Raw genomic sequence first — 14,116 nt, forward strand, 5'->3', positions numbered from 1 at the left:
CGTTCTGAAAGCAGCAATCTACCCAAGGTTGTTATTTGCCAAAAGCTCAGCGCGTCAAGTGCGACGTAAAGAACCCGTCAGATTCGTGTGTAACGTGCCACGTTTTCCGGAAGGTTTCCCGCCACTGGGAAAAGTGATCCAGAAAATCGTCTATGATCGCGCCGTTTTCATCGTTCAGAACCGAACAGGTTGCGTAAGCCAACAGGCCGCCCGGATGCACCAAAGGCGCAATGTCGGATAAAATACGGGCCTGAATGGTGGTGAGGTCCCGCAAGCGATCCTCGGTCAAGGCCCATTTCCCGGCCGGCGCCCTTCGCCAAGATCCGCTGCCAGAGCACGGCGCATCAACCAAAACAACATCAAACGGATCAACACCTGAAAGGTCATCGGTGTTGAGGATGGTTATCTTTGCGCCTGCTCGTTCCGCCCGCGTCGGAATATCTTTCATGCGGCCGGAATTCACATCATGGGCGTACACTTCGACGCCCTCGTGCGCTGCAAGCGCCAGCGCCTTGCCGCCACCACCCGCGCAATAATCCAGAACGCGCATTCCCGGCCGCAGATCCAGCGCGGCCACAACCGCCTGGCTTGCAGCGTCCTGAAGTTCGACCAGGCCCCGGGCATAGGCCTGGCTTTGGGCAATGCGCCGGGCCCCCTCTGTCACTTCAAGGGCGGTTTGGCATACCTGAACCGGATGGGCGACAATACCCTCGGACTTCAAGGCGTCGATGGCCTCGCCCAGATCGGTTTTTCGCAAGTTGACCCGCAGGTGAACGGGCGCCCGGTTCTGCAATGACATCGCACAAGGAACCAAGGCATCCTTCAGAGAGTCAACGAACCGAGGCCACAGCCACTCCGGAATGTCATATCTCTCGGCCTCGGACGCGAAATCCCGCGCCGTTTCCGTTTCCTGAACCGGCATCGGAGCGTGACGGTCGCCGGTGAACAACTCGGCCAGATCCCCGCCTGACGCACGGGTCGCACCGATCATCAAACCGCGCCCGGTGTCGGACCCTCCCAACGCCGCATACGAGCGCTTGCGTCGCAGCGCGTCGAATACGTGATCGCGAATGGCTGCCCGATCCTTCGATCCGGCGAAGCGACTGCGCCGAGCCCAGCCGGTGAGTGCTTTTTCGACCGGCGCGCCAGCCAGAATATCATCCAGAATTTCGATCGAGGCCTGAACACGGGCGGCGGGTGTCATTGTGGAATACCTCGGCGGAAATGGGCCCGGCTGGCCGATCCAAGTGGCAAATAGGCACCCGTATACGGGTGCCATGTGTCTTGCTGGATGGCTTACATGACCCGGTAGTTCGGGCTTTCGCGGGTGATCTGAACATCGTGGACGTGGCTTTCCTTCAGACCAGCGCCTGTAATTTTCACGAAATTGCAGTTCTTGCGCATCTCTTCGATAGTGGCGCAGCCGGTATACCCCATCGCCGCACGCAAGCCGCCAACCAGCTGGTGGATCACGGCACTGGCCGAGCCTTTGTAGGGCACCTGCCCTTCGATGCCTTCGGGCACCAGTTTGTCATTGGCTGCATCTTTCTGGAAATAGCGGTCGGCTGAACCGCGCGCCATTGCACCCAGGCTGCCCATCCCGCGATAGGATTTGAACGAACGGCCCTGATACAGGATCACCTCGCCCGGGCTTTCGTCGGTGCCCGCAATCATCGACCCGACCATGGCGCAGGACGCCCCGGCCGCGATCGCCTTTGCAAAGTCACCCGAGAACTTGATGCCACCATCCGCGATGACCGGAACGTCGCCCGCTGCCGCCGCACAATCGCTGATCGCGGTCAACTGCGGGACGCCAACCCCCGCCACCATCCGTGTGGTACAGATCGATCCCGGGCCGATGCCCACCTTGATCGCGTCGGCACCAGCATCGATCAGGGCTTTGGTCGCTTCTCCTGTTGCAACGTTCCCGGCAATGATCTGAACCTCGTTCGACAGGGTCTTGACCCGCTTTACAGCGTCCAGCACGCCCTGAGAATGACCATGCGCCGTATCGACGACGATGATGTCGACACCCGAATCCACCAATTGCTCGGATCGTTCGAACCCGGCATCCCCGACTGACGTCGCCGCAGCGACCCGCAGGCGACCCAGGCGGTCCTTGCAGGCGGTTGGGTTCAAAACGGCCTGCTCTGTATCCTTAAGCGTCAGTAGACCGGTCAGCTTGCCGCCACCATCCACGACCAGCAGCTTTTCGATACGGCGCGCCCGCATCAGGCTTTTGGCTTCTTCCAGATCGGCCGGTTCCTGTAGCATCGCCAGGTTTTCCGAAGTCATCATCGCGTGTACCGGCGTATCGTCCGAGTTCGCAAAGCGCATGTCGCGGTTGGTCAGAATACCCACCACGCGGCCCTGCTCGTCGACGACCGGAAAACCGGTGAAGTTGTAGCGCTGTACCAGCGCGTTGGCGTCCGCCAATGTCTGATCCACCCGCAATGTCACCGGGTTATAGACAATACCGGATTCAAACCGCTTGACCCGGCGGACTTCGCGGGCCTGTTCTTCCACTGAAAGGTTCTTGTGTACCACACCGATGCCGCCCGCCTGAGCCATGGCAATGGCCATGCGCGCCTCGGTCACGGTGTCCATGGCCGAACTCAGCAATGGGATGTTCATGGTGATTTCGCGCGTCACACGCGTGGTCGTATCCGCGGTTGCCGGCAGCACGGAAGATGCGCCCGGAACCAGGAGAACGTCGTCAAAGGTAAGTGCCTCACGAATCTGCATCTGAATACCCCATGCAAAAGCCCGTTTGGCGGTGACCCTATTACATGGATTGAACCAAAGGAAAAGCCCTTGGGGGCAACTCTTTGGCTCTGGTTGTCGTTGCAGTGGAAGAAAACGACGCTCGTTGTGCAGATCGTGCCGCAGATGGTCTTTCCCTTTTCGCGCAAACCCATATCTTGCCCGGCATACGCGCGAATATTAAAAGGTATGTCACTGATGACCACCGACCCTCTTGTCGTCTTTACCCCTTCCGGCAAACGCGGGCACTTCCCCGTCGGCACCCCAATTCTGACGGCAGCCCGTCAATTGGGGGTGGATCTGGATTCGGTCTGCGGGGGCCGCGGCATCTGTTCAAAGTGCCAGATCACACCCAGCTATGGTGAATTTCCCAAGCACGGCGTCACGGTGTCAGAGGATGCGTTGAGCGAATGGAACGCCGTCGAACAGCGTTATGAGGACAAACGTGGTCTGAAACCGGGCCGCCGTCTGGGCTGTCAGGCCTCGGTTCAGGGCGACGTGGTGATCGACGTACCGCCGGAAAGCCAGGTGCACCGGCAGGTCGTGCGCAAGGCAGCCGCCGCGCGTGCCATCACGATGGACCCGGCCACGCGCCTTTACTTCGTTGTGGTGGAAGAACCCGACATGCATTCGCCCACCGGCGATCTGGAACGGCTCGAGCGCGCGTTGCGCGAACAGTGGGACATCGAAGCCGTCACGGCGGACCTGACGCTGATGTCCAAACTTCAACCGGTTCTGCGCAAGGGTAAATGGGAAGTCACCGTGGCGGTCCACAAAGGTCACAAGGACAGCGTGGCGCGTATCGTCGAAATCTGGCCCGGCCTGCATGAAGGCGGGCTGTATGGTCTGGCCATCGACCTCGGATCGACCACCATCGCCGCGCATCTGACCGATCTGGAAACCGGCGAGGTCAAGGCATCCTCCGGCCTCATGAATCCCCAGATCCGGTTCGGCGAAGACCTGATGAGCCGCGTTTCGTATTCCATGATGAACCCCGGCGGCGATCAGGAGATGACCAAGGCAGTGCGCGAGGCAATCAATGACCTGGCCACGTCGATTGCCGAAGAGGCAGGCATCGATGCCTCTCTGATCGTGGAAACTGTGTTCGTCTGCAACCCGGTCATGCATCACTTGCTGCTGGGGCTGGACCCGGTGGAACTGGGTCAGGCCCCGTTTGCGTTGGCAACGTCGGAAAGCATGTCCCTGCCCGCCCGCGACATGGATCTGACAACCATGAACCCACGCGCGCAGGTCTATATCCTGCCCTGTATCGCAGGCCATGTGGGCGCGGACTGCGCGGCGGTGGCCCTGTCTGAAGAACCCGGAAAGTCGCAGGATCTGGTTCTGATCGTCGACGTGGGCACCAACGCCGAAATCCTGCTTGGCAATACCAGCCGCGTGCTCGCCTGCTCCTCGCCCACCGGGCCTGCCTTTGAAGGTGCTCAGATCAGTTCCGGCCAGCGCGCCGCACCCGGGGCGATCGAGAGAATTGAGATCGACCCTGTCACCAAGGAACCCCGGTTCCGCGTCATCGGGTCCGATAAATGGTCCGACGAAGACGGCTTTGATCAGGAGATCGCCACTACTGGGATCACAGGCATCTGCGGATCCGGTATCATCGAAGCAGTGGCCGAGATGCGTATCGCAGGCCTGCTGGACGAAGGCGGCCTGATCGGATCGGCGGAACAGACCGGCACTGCCCGCTGCGTGCCCGAAGGTCGCACACACGCCTATCTGATCCACGATGCCAGCGCCGAAGGCGGCCCCCGCATCACGGTCACGCAGGGTGACATCCGTGCCATCCAGCTTGCGAAATCCGCATTGTACGCAGGTGCACGCCTGCTGATGGACGAAATGAAGGTCGAAAAGGTGGATCGCGTGGTTCTGGCCGGTGCGTTCGGCGCGCATATCTCGACCAAACACGCCATGGTGCTGGGAATGATTCCCGATGCGCCGCTGGAAAAAGTCTCGAGCGCGGGCAACGCCGCAGGCACCGGCGCACGTATCGCGCTGTGTAATATCGGATCGCGCGCCGAGATCGAGCGCGTCGTGCGCGAGATCACCAAGATCGAAACCGCCATTGAGCCGAAGTTTCAGGATCATTTCGTGGCCGCCAATGCGATCCCGCACAAGACGGATCCGTTTCCGGAACTGGCCCAGGTTGTCACACTGCCCAACCCAAGCTTCAACACCGGCGGCGAATCCGAAGCAGGTGGCGGAAGGCGTCGCAGGCGCCGCGGTTAAACCGACAGTTCTATGACCCGTGGGAAACCTCGGGTCATTGCCGTCACCCACATCAGGCGTTGCGTCTGACCTCGTCCAGCGACGTGACGCCCAGCTGGGCCATGGCGATGCTGATTTCTTCGCTGAGTACCGACCATAGCTGCGCCAGACCCGCTTCGCCTTCGGCCGCAATTGCAAACTGAAGGATACGGCCGAAAAAGGCAAAGTCCGCCCCGTTCGCAAGTGCCTTGAGGACGTCTTCACCAGAACGCAGCCCGCTGTCGTAGAAAAGCGGAAAATCCGGACCGACGGCCTTGCGTATCTCGGGCAGAACCGTGATTGGCGCGGGCGCACTTTCCAACTGGCGCGCACCATGGCTTGAGACCTGAATGGCGTCCACGCCCGCTGACTTGAGCCTTTGCGCGTCGTCTGCATCCAATACGCCTTTGACCACCAGATTTCCGGTCCACTGGTCGCGCAGACGGGCCAATGTCTCCCACGTGGCCTTGGCGCGGCTTTCGGTGCGGTCGAAGTCGTAGCCATCCATCCGGAAATTCGCCATTTCCGGCTTGCCTTTCAGCAGGACCGGCAAGGACCACCGGGGGTGCAGGGCAAAATCCATCACCTGCTTTGGCCCCATTTTGAAAGGCATCTTGAACCCATGACGCAACTCGCGCGGGCGTCGGCCAACCTCGGGCACATCCACGGTCAGCACCAGTGTCTCGTACCCCGCTGCCTTGGCGCGATCGACCAGCTTGAACGTGCCGCTGCCATCGCCGCTGAAATACAGCTGGAACCAGGCATGGCCTTCCGCTTCGACGATCAGATCCTCCATCGCGGTCGAGGCCACAGTCGAAACCCCAAGCGGCACCTCGTGGCGTGCCGCGATGCGGGCCAGCATCAAGTCGGCACCCGGCGCGGACAAATTGCACATGCCCATCGGCGCGATACCAAACGGGCGTTTCGCGGGCCGGTCGAACAGCGAACTTGCCAGAGATCTTTCACTGACGTCGCGCAGGATACGCGGGCGCAAAGTCATTGCATCCAAAGCGGACCGATTGCGACCGGCTCCCATCTCGGCCCCGGCTGCACCATCAATATAGTCGAACACCATCCACGGAAGACGCCGCCGCGCCAGGCGGCGGGCGTCCTCGGCGCTGTGGATGGCGCTTGTGCCCATCAGGCCTGAACGGCCTTCATGAAGCGGTCGCGGATGACCACCGGATCCATCGTGATCGGCGGCATCTTGGCATTGCCGCTTTCGCATTTGCTGACGATGATGGTCATCTGTTTGGCATCCAGCGCCTCTTGCAGTACGCGCCCGGTGTCTTCGGCGGCACATTCGATCACGCGCTCACACCCGGCGGCCTCGGCCATTTTCGCAAGCGAGGTTTTCTGCCCCGCATAGGTCGGCTGATCGCCGGTCGAGCCGTACGAGCCATTGTCCACGATCAGCAAGATGTAATTGTCCGCCACGTTGTTGGCGATCGTTGGCAGGGTGCCCAGATTGGTCAGGATCGAGCCGTCGCCGTCGATGACGATCACCGGCTTCGGCTGTGACAGCGCCAACCCCAGACCGATCGAGGACGCAAGCCCCATGGTGCCAAGCATGTAGAAGTTGGTTGGCTGGTCGTCGATGGCATGCAGTTCCTGGCTGGGGATGCCGATGTTGCAAACAACCAGTTGATCACGCAGGATCGGGGCGATTTCCTTCAGGATTTCAGAACGGATCATTGGTCGCCATAGCCTCCCCAGAAATTGGCGTCGGTCAGGATGGCGACCGGCTTGTTGCACATGAAGGTATATTTCAGGATCGCGTCGAGCTCTTCGACATCGGCCTGATGGTGGAAGTGGTAGGTGGGGATGTTCAGCTGAGCCAGCAGCGCCTTGGTGTGAACCGCCATTTCAACCTGGCAGGCAATCGGTTCGCGCAGTTCCCCCCGGTACGATATCAGCATCGGCAGCGGCATCCGGTAATACTGGATCAGCGTCGCCAGCGTATTGATCGTCACGCCAATGGCTGTGTTCTGCATGATGATCGCGGGCCGCTTGCCGCCCATCCACGCCCCTGCACACAGGCCCATCCCTTCGTCTTCTTTGTTGGACGGGATGTGATAGATGCCTTCGCGCTCGTCGATTTCCGCGATGACACCTGCCAATTGCTTGCACGGGACAGTGGTGACAAACGAGATATCGTTGGCCAGCAGATCGTCGGTGATCTTTTTGTCTATGTTCATGATCCAGCTTTTGGTCCTGTTTGGGGCGCTAGACGCGCGATTGAGGAATTCAGGCCCTTCGGTGCACGTGTACGGCACAGGGGGCATGGCGGACGACGCGCGAAGCGGTCGATCCCAGGAAGTAGTCGCTCAGGTCCGGCTTGTGCGAGCCGATTACGATACAGTCGACATCCTTGCTGCTGGCATAGTCGATGATGGACCGCGCGGTATGGCCTTTGACGATTTCGGCCGTCACCCCTTCAAGCCCTTCGACTTTTTGCAACAGTTGCAAACGGGCCCGTTCGAAACCTTCGGCGACAACCGATTTGTCCAGATAGGCGCTGACCGATCCCTGAGGCATCTCGTAGACATGCAGCGCAATTATTTCTGCGCCCTCTCCTGACAAGGCCCGTGCGATTTCCAGCGTGTGTTGCGATATGCCGTGATCCAAAGCTAACGGGACCAGTATTTTCGTGTACATGAAGGTCTCCAGTTCTGTCAGTTCTATCCCCAGGGTCTCAGGATAATCTTCGGTGCGGCCACGGCGCCAGACCGGATATCGCAAAACGCTTGCGCTCCGTCGGCCAGAGCGCGTTCTTCTATCCAGTCCAGAGCCCCCAGCCGCCCGTCAAAGATCGCCTGAGCCGTCTGGCGAAAGTCTTTGGTGGTGTATGTGTAAGTCCCTATGAATGTGATTTCCTGCAAGGTCATCCGGCGAATATCCAGACCACCGGTATCCTCACCCAAACCCACATGCGCGATCACGCCGCCCGGTTCGGCCTTGGCCGAGGCAACCGACCGCGTCGCAGCGTACCCCACGGCATCTATGACCAACGGGTAAGTCCCTTTGGCTGACTCCACCAGCGCAAAGCTTTCGATTTTCGCCAGGTAGTTGCGACGCAGCTGGTTTGGTTCCGCGATGGTCACATCGTCAACGCCCATTGCCCGCAAGACCAATGCCGCCGCAAGGCCGATGGCCCCGCCGCCGATCACCAGTGCGCGACGGTCCATTGCAGGATGCAGAGCCTCGATCCCCAACCGGACCGTATGCCAGCTGACGGCAAGCGGTTCCGCCAGCGCGGCTTTGGCAAACGAAACATCCTCAGGTACTTCAACAAGATTGCTGGCAGGCATTGTAACGTATTGAGCAAACGCCCCTTCGCGCGGAGGCATCGAGATGATCTGGCGATCCGGGCACAGGTTTTCCCGGCCGGCAAGGCAGGCTGCGCATTGCCCGCAGCTTACCAGCGGATTGATCGTGACACGATCACCGGCACGTATCCCGTCAAAAATCACACCGGCCGCCTCGTGCCCCAGGATCAGCGGAGCCGGACGGCGGGCATCATGGCCCAGATAGGCGTGCATGTCCGAGCCGCAGATGCCGACCGCTTCGATCCGGATCAAATGCTCGGACGGACCGGCCTCGGCATCCGGCACATCACCGAACACCATCTGTTCCACTCCTTGGTAAACCAGTGCCTTCATTTGGCTGTGAACCCTCCATCAACCATAAGAACCTGCCCCGTGACATAGCCGGACGCGTTCGAGCACAAAAACAGGATCGGCCCGTCGATATCCTGCATCCGCCCATTGCGCCCTATGCAGGTTTGAGCGGCGTTGCGTTCCGCGCGCTGGGGGTCGTCAAACACGGCTTGGGTCAGCTCGGTCGGAAAGAACCCCGGACCGATTGCGTTGGCGGTAATGCCAAAGGGCGACCAGGCTTCGGCCATGGCACGGGTCAATTGCGCGATCCCGGCCTTGGTGGCCCCATAGGCAATGCCGCCCGGAAAGGCCCGCGTCGTTTGCAGCGAGGCGAAATTGACGATGCGCCCCCACCCCTTTTTCTTCATTTCGGGCACCATCGCCTGGCTGAGGAAAAACGGCGCGCTGAGGTTCAGGGCAAGCGTGGCATCCCAGCCATCAGGTGTCACCTCGTCGGCGGGCTCACGCGTGTTGACCCCGGCCGCGTGCACCAGAATATCCGGTGCGCCGAACTTGGAATTGATCACCTGCACCAGCCCGCCGATTCCGGCTCGATCCGCGACATCAGCAACAACGGCTTCTGCGTGTTCGCCGATTTCAGCCTGCATCTGCGCCAAAGCGTCGCCGCGCCGCGCCACGCCGACAACACGCGCGCCGGCCGCGGCAAGTGTCCGCGCCACCTGCCGCCCCAGCCCCGAACTGGCGCCGGTGATACAGGCCACCCGGCCCGTCAGGTCAAACAATGTGCGCGGGTCATCCATCAGCGGTCAGATCGAACTGTTCATCCGGGAAATACTTGGCCAGACGCACATCCGCTGCGCGAGCGTGACCTTCCATACCTTCCAGTCGGGAAATCCGTGCGGTAGCTTCTGCGATCGATTTCGATCCTTCACGTGTAGCCCGCTGCCAGGTGACGATCTTCATGTATTTGTGAACACTCAAACCGCCGGTGTAACTGGCCGCACCCGAAGTCGGCAGAACATGGTTCGTTCCGGTTGCCTTGTCCCCGTAGGACACGGTGGTTTCCTCACCCAGGAACAGCGAACCATAGCAGGTCAAGCGATCCAGCCACCAATCCAGATCCTCGGCCTGAACCGTAAGGTGCTCGGGCGCATATTCATCGGAACAGGCGGCCATCTCTTCGCGGTCGGAACAGACAATGACTTCGGCATAGTCGCGCCACGCGGCCGAGGCGTTTTCCCGGTTCAGCTCTGGCAGATCATCGATCAAAACCGGAACCAGCTCCATGACTTTCTGCGCAAGGTCGCGATCATCCGTCACCAGCCAGACGGGCGAATTATACCCGTGCTCGGCCTGACTGACCAGATCGGTTGCCACCACGTGGGCGTCCGCGGAACTGTCGGCAAGGATCAGGCTGTCGGTCGGACCCGCAATCATGTCGATACCAACCTTGCCGTACAGGATGCGTTTGGCCTCGGCCACGAACTGGTTTCCCGGCCCCACAAGGATATTGGCGCGCGGCAAACCGAACAAACCATAGGTCATGGCGGCCACGCCCTGCACACCGCCCATGGCCAGAATGCTGTCGGCTCCGCAGATATGCGCGGCATAGACAATCGCTGGCGCCACGCCCTCACCCGGACGGGGCGGAGAACAGGCCGTGATATGGCGGCACCCGGCGACCTTGGCCGTTGTCACTGTCATGATCGCGCTGGCGATATGGCTGTAGCGCCCACCGGGAACATAGCATCCTGCTGCATCCACCGGGATCGCCTTTTGCCCCGCAACAAAACCGGGAACGATCTCCATCTGTACGTCCGACACGGTGGCCTTCTGCGTCTCGGCAAAGCGACGGACGTTGTCGTGGGCAAAGCGTATATCGGCCTTCAGTTTTTCCGGCACCTGCACGATGGCCGCATCAATCTCGTCCTGCGTCATCAGGACATTTCCTTCGTACTTGTCGAACTTGAGGGCATATTCCAGTGCTTTATCGTCGCCACCCGCCTCGATGTCGGCAAGGATGGTCTTGACCGTATCGTGCACCTCAGAGGCATGCGATTGAGCGGTGAGAGTCGCCTTTTTCAAATATTCACGAGGCATTTTCAGCAGGTCCTATTGGTAGATTTCAGGAAGCAGGGTGGTCGACACAGCAGGCACGTAGGCAATCAGGATCACCACGATCAGCATGGTCAGTACGAAAGGAACGGCCCGGGCGGCAATCTTCAGAATGGACTCACCGGTAATGCCAGATACGACGAACAGGTTCAGTCCCAGCGGCGGCGTGATAAAGCCCACACCCAACGCGGTGATCATCATGATGCAGAACTGAATCTCGTTCATGCCGATATTGTCGGCCAGCGGTTTCAGGATTGGTGCCAGGATCACGATGTTCGGCGTTGTCTCCATCACGCAGCCTGCTGCGATCAGGATGCCGATCATCAGCAAGATCAACAGATAGGGATCATCGGTCAGCGACGTGACCGAGGCCACGAACCCCTGCGGAACACCCATGATCGCAAGTGCTTCGGCCAAAGGTGCCGAGAAGGCGATGATCGGCAGGATGACTCCGTTCACCTTGGCCGAACTGACCAGCATCGATGGAAAATCTGCCAGCGTCAGGGTGCGCAGGATAAAACCCATGATTATAGTGACGACAACGGCCGTTGCGCCGGCTTCAGTCGGGGTCAGGCGACCTGAGAAGATGCCGTAGAAGATGATCCCCGGCACAATGAACGCGTACCAGCCCGATTTCAGCGCCTTGCCCAGATTGGCCAGCCATTCCCCCATGGTCATCATGCCGCCGCCCTCATAGGCATAAAGGCGGTTCATGATGATGTTGGTGATCAGGATCGACACCAGGATGGCGAGACCCGGGATCAAGGCTGCAAGGAACAGGGTCGAGGCGGAAATACCCAGCACGAGGCCGATGATGATATAGGCGATCGAAGGCGGGATCAGGATGCCGGTACAGGCACCAGCCGCAACCAGAGCACAGGCATAGGGGCGCGGATATCCGCTTTCCACCAGCCGGTTGATGGTCATGCGACCCACCGCAGCCGCCCCGGCAGCATCCGACCCTGAAATCGCGGCAAACATACCGCAGACCAGAACCGTGGCCGACCCGAACCCGCCTTTGGCAAAGCATGTCAGCGCCTCGGCCACGTCCAGGAATTTGCGCGACAGACCGGTCCGCACCAGAACGTCTCCGGTCAGAATGAACAACGGAACAGCGGTCAGGGCAAATGCGTCGATACCTGTGAACAGGCTTTCTCCGACCAGGCTGAGGGGCAGATCACCGGACATGATCAGCATCACGATCGCCGCTGTTCCAATAGCGGCCCAAACGGGTACGGCCAAGGCGATCAGGCCCACGAACAGGATCACCGGCAGGTAAAAGTCCCAGCCCAGTTCAACGGTTTGATTGAGGGAATTCCAAAGCATTCGTGTTCTCCTCAGTCAAACAGCTTGTCGCCTTCGAAGACGGGGGTGCCGTCCCGAAGCGATTTCACGTCACGCAGGAAAGATTGGATCAGCCGCCATATCATCAGGGCGAATCCGGCGGGCACCGCCATAAGGAACCAGACTTTCGAGACCCGAAGACCATCCGTGACCGAGCCGAACTTGGCCGAGACATGAACCGCCTCATACGACCAGTAGAGCGCGATGATCGCCACGCCGAACATCACGAGATCGCCGAAAATATACAGCACCGCCTTGGGGCGTGGTCCGATGTAATGCATGATCACATCGATCCGGATATGCGCCCGCTCTTTCACCGCAGCCGCGGCACCGATCCAGGCCAGATAGATGAAGGAATACCGAACGATTTCCTCGCCCCAGATCGACGAATAAGCAAAAATCTCGCGCCGCAGCACTTCGATGGCCATGGTAATCACCAGCATCACGTAGAACACCAGCAGCAACCAGCGCTCTGCGTTTCGGTCTATATTTTGAAGAATGGTCATCTGATCCTCCGGCGCAGGGACAGCCTGACCCGCGCCTGACGTGGCGGGTTGTCGTCGGGCTGACTGAAAGTAAAGTTCGTGGACGCCTGTCTGGCGCCCACGGCTTGGGCCTTAGGCGTCGTGGACGTAGTATTTGCCCTGCGTACCGGCGGCTTCGACCAGCTTTTCGAAGTTTTCCATCGATCCGGCCAGTTCTGTCTTGAACGGATCCCAATCGGCGTTCTGATACCCGCCGGCATCCTGCCATTCCGCCAGTTGGTCGTCACTGAGCGAGTGGAACTGCACCCCGGCCTTGTTCAACTCGGCCATGGCATAGGCGCGGGCCGACGGAACCTTGGACAGGTTCTGATGGCTGGTCATTTCCGACCCCCACATGATGCCTTCCTGCACATCAGCCGGCATCGAGTTGAACCATTCCAGGTTGCAGGAATAAACTTGGCTGTCCGGCACCGCCTGCGTGAAGGTCACATGGCTGAGTATGTCCTTGAACCCAAAGACATAGAGCGCGCCAACCGAAGGATCGAGCGCATCCGCAACGCCCTGCTTGATGGCCGAGGGGGTCTCGCCCCAGGCAACGGGCGTCGGGTTGGCGCCGACCATCCGGTAGTATTGTTGCAGCATCTTCGATCCCGGCACGCGGAACTTGATCCCGCTCATATCACCGGGTGTGAGCACGGCATTGCCGCCCTGGCGAACCGCAACCACCCGCGGGTCGATGTTAACATAGAACAGAGCCTTGAACCCTGCCGCTTCGACCTTGGGGTGAACCTCACTTTTCCATGTGTCCGAATGGACGAGGTTGGTGAAACGCTGGTTCGAGCCACACAGGTACGGCATGTTGATCAAGTCGACTGTCGACGCGAACGGCGCGAAATTCGACAGCGAATGCTGCGCGGCCTGGATGGTACCGCCCTGCACTTTCTGCACCAGCGCGCCGCCTGCACCAAGCTGACCGCCGGGGGCCAGTTTGACATAGACCTTGCCGTTGGTGGCGTTCTGAATGTTTTCCTTTAGGTCTAGCTGCATGATCGGATAGCTGCGCGACGCGCCAAGCACATAAGCCGTGGCCACCGTCATCACGTGATCTGCGGCCTTTTCACGCTCGCTCTCTTCCTTCGCGGTCTGCGCGGCGGCCTCGGAAGACCACAAAACGCCCCCTGCCCCAGCGACCAATGCGGCTGTGAATGCGCCACTGGCGCTCATTTTCAGAAAATTGCGGCGCTCGGCCGATGCCAGTTCGGTCTTGTCGGTTTTCATCAATTGCCCTCCCAAGCAAAAGTTCAGCTGCCGTCTTGTGCGTCCCGGTCAGCTTCCTTTTTCAGAATTGCGACAACGAACAGGATCGAAGCCGCGAACAGAACCAACATCTCTCCAACGTCGCCAAGAAACGCGCTGCTCGCAAAAGCACCCAAAGCGACATTTGCGAAATAGATCGCAAAAACGATGACTGATGCAGCGAGATACATTTCCGGGACTCCCTTCAGAATCGGCTCAGATACCTTTGTA

Annotated in this window: 14 protein-coding genes; 1 reads left to right on the plus strand and 13 read right to left on the minus strand. The window is 59.9% G+C overall.

Annotation, left to right across the window (positions count from 1 at the left end; all coding sequences use genetic code 11):
- Window positions 1-46 precede the first annotated feature (46 nt).
- Window positions 47-1,204, minus strand: a complete 1,158-nt coding sequence (locus tag I9185_RS03700; RefSeq protein WP_210092377.1) for an RsmB/NOP family class I SAM-dependent RNA methyltransferase — start codon at window positions 1,202-1,204, stop codon at window positions 47-49.
- 92 nt (window positions 1,205-1,296) lie between these two features.
- Window positions 1,297-2,745, minus strand: coding sequence for an IMP dehydrogenase (guaB, locus tag I9185_RS03705; protein ID WP_171632362.1), 1,449 nt, complete (start codon window positions 2,743-2,745; stop codon window positions 1,297-1,299).
- A 216-nt stretch (window positions 2,746-2,961) separates the two neighbouring features.
- Here guaB and I9185_RS03710 point away from each other — a divergent pair, with 216 nt between their 5' ends.
- Window positions 2,962-5,007, plus strand: coding sequence for an ASKHA domain-containing protein (locus tag I9185_RS03710; RefSeq protein ID WP_210092378.1), 2,046 nt, complete (start codon window positions 2,962-2,964; stop codon window positions 5,005-5,007).
- A 52-nt stretch (window positions 5,008-5,059) separates the two neighbouring features.
- Here I9185_RS03710 and I9185_RS03715 read toward each other — a convergent pair whose 3' ends face one another.
- The 11 genes from I9185_RS03715 to I9185_RS03765 all read right to left on the minus strand — a co-directional run bounded on the left by I9185_RS03715 (window position 5,060) and on the right by I9185_RS03765 (window position 14,076).
- A complete protein-coding gene (locus I9185_RS03715; protein WP_210092379.1) occupies window positions 5,060-6,166 on the minus strand; it encodes an alpha-hydroxy acid oxidase in 1,107 nt (368 codons plus the stop codon).
- The gene (gene comE / locus I9185_RS03720; RefSeq protein ID WP_171228302.1) at window positions 6,166-6,720 is read right to left on the minus strand and encodes a sulfopyruvate decarboxylase subunit beta; all 555 of its coding nucleotides are present in this window, start codon (window positions 6,718-6,720) and stop codon (window positions 6,166-6,168) included. The genes I9185_RS03715 and comE overlap by 1 nt, the downstream gene beginning before the upstream one ends.
- A complete protein-coding gene (comD, locus tag I9185_RS03725) occupies window positions 6,717-7,223 on the minus strand; it encodes a sulfopyruvate decarboxylase subunit alpha (RefSeq protein WP_171632355.1) in 507 nt (168 codons plus the stop codon). The genes comE and comD overlap by 4 nt, the downstream gene beginning before the upstream one ends.
- 49 nt (window positions 7,224-7,272) lie before the next feature.
- On the minus strand, window positions 7,273-7,683 hold the full coding sequence (locus I9185_RS03730; RefSeq protein ID WP_171115849.1) for a universal stress protein: 411 nt from the start codon (window positions 7,681-7,683) through the stop codon (window positions 7,273-7,275).
- 23 nt (window positions 7,684-7,706) lie between these two features.
- Window positions 7,707-8,687, minus strand: a complete 981-nt coding sequence (locus I9185_RS03735) for an alcohol dehydrogenase catalytic domain-containing protein (RefSeq protein WP_210092380.1) — start codon at window positions 8,685-8,687, stop codon at window positions 7,707-7,709.
- Window positions 8,684-9,445, minus strand: a complete 762-nt coding sequence (locus tag I9185_RS03740; protein ID WP_171723241.1) for an SDR family oxidoreductase — start codon at window positions 9,443-9,445, stop codon at window positions 8,684-8,686. The genes I9185_RS03735 and I9185_RS03740 overlap by 4 nt, the downstream gene beginning before the upstream one ends.
- Window positions 9,438-10,745 carry a histidinol dehydrogenase gene (gene hisD / locus I9185_RS03745; protein ID WP_171632344.1) on the minus strand — a complete coding sequence of 436 codons (1,308 nt, stop codon included), beginning with the start codon at window positions 10,743-10,745 and terminating at the stop codon, window positions 9,438-9,440. Before hisD ends, I9185_RS03740 begins: the two co-directional genes overlap by 8 nt.
- A gap of 12 nt (window positions 10,746-10,757) precedes the next feature.
- Entirely contained in the window at window positions 10,758-12,086 is a 1,329-nt protein-coding gene (locus I9185_RS03750) for a TRAP transporter large permease (RefSeq protein ID WP_152458037.1), read from the minus strand.
- Window positions 12,087-12,097: 11 nt separating this feature from the next.
- On the minus strand, window positions 12,098-12,610 hold the full coding sequence (locus tag I9185_RS03755; RefSeq protein ID WP_171115839.1) for a TRAP transporter small permease: 513 nt from the start codon (window positions 12,608-12,610) through the stop codon (window positions 12,098-12,100).
- 111 nt (window positions 12,611-12,721) lie between these two features.
- Complete coding sequence (locus tag I9185_RS03760) at window positions 12,722-13,867, minus strand: TRAP transporter substrate-binding protein (protein WP_210092381.1); 1,146 nt, start codon at window positions 13,865-13,867, stop codon at window positions 12,722-12,724.
- Between the two features lie 23 nt (window positions 13,868-13,890).
- Window positions 13,891-14,076 (minus strand): hypothetical protein, encoded by a 186-nt coding sequence (locus tag I9185_RS03765; protein WP_171115836.1) that lies wholly within the window; start codon window positions 14,074-14,076, stop codon window positions 13,891-13,893.
- Window positions 14,077-14,116 lie beyond the last annotated feature (40 nt).

The organism is Ruegeria sp. HKCCSP346 (assembly GCF_017872595.1).
GTDB lineage: Bacteria > Pseudomonadota > Alphaproteobacteria > Rhodobacterales > Rhodobacteraceae > Ruegeria.

Bases quoted from the DNA above. Each gene is read 5' to 3' on its own strand.
- I9185_RS03700 (WP_210092377.1), bottom strand. From the start codon at position 1,204: ATGACACCCGCCGCCCGTGTTCAGGCCTCGATCGAAATTCTGGATGAT.
- guaB (WP_171632362.1), bottom strand. From the start codon at position 2,745: ATGCAGATTCGTGAGGCACTTACCTTTGACGACGTTCTCCTGGTTCCG.
- I9185_RS03710 (WP_210092378.1), top strand. From the start codon at position 2,962: ATGACCACCGACCCTCTTGTCGTCTTTACCCCTTCCGGCAAACGCGGG.
- I9185_RS03715 (WP_210092379.1), bottom strand. From the start codon at position 6,166: ATGGGCACAAGCGCCATCCACAGCGCCGAGGACGCCCGCCGCCTGGCG.
- comE (WP_171228302.1), bottom strand. From the start codon at position 6,720: ATGATCCGTTCTGAAATCCTGAAGGAAATCGCCCCGATCCTGCGTGAT.
- comD (WP_171632355.1), bottom strand. From the start codon at position 7,223: ATGAACATAGACAAAAAGATCACCGACGATCTGCTGGCCAACGATATC.
- I9185_RS03730 (WP_171115849.1), bottom strand. From the start codon at position 7,683: ATGTACACGAAAATACTGGTCCCGTTAGCTTTGGATCACGGCATATCG.
- I9185_RS03735 (WP_210092380.1), bottom strand. From the start codon at position 8,687: ATGAAGGCACTGGTTTACCAAGGAGTGGAACAGATGGTGTTCGGTGAT.
- I9185_RS03740 (WP_171723241.1), bottom strand. From the start codon at position 9,445: ATGGATGACCCGCGCACATTGTTTGACCTGACGGGCCGGGTGGCCTGT.
- hisD (WP_171632344.1), bottom strand. From the start codon at position 10,745: ATGCCTCGTGAATATTTGAAAAAGGCGACTCTCACCGCTCAATCGCAT.
- I9185_RS03750 (WP_152458037.1), bottom strand. From the start codon at position 12,086: ATGCTTTGGAATTCCCTCAATCAAACCGTTGAACTGGGCTGGGACTTT.
- I9185_RS03755 (WP_171115839.1), bottom strand. From the start codon at position 12,610: ATGACCATTCTTCAAAATATAGACCGAAACGCAGAGCGCTGGTTGCTG.
- I9185_RS03760 (WP_210092381.1), bottom strand. From the start codon at position 13,867: ATGAAAACCGACAAGACCGAACTGGCATCGGCCGAGCGCCGCAATTTT.
- I9185_RS03765 (WP_171115836.1), bottom strand. From the start codon at position 14,076: ATGTATCTCGCTGCATCAGTCATCGTTTTTGCGATCTATTTCGCAAAT.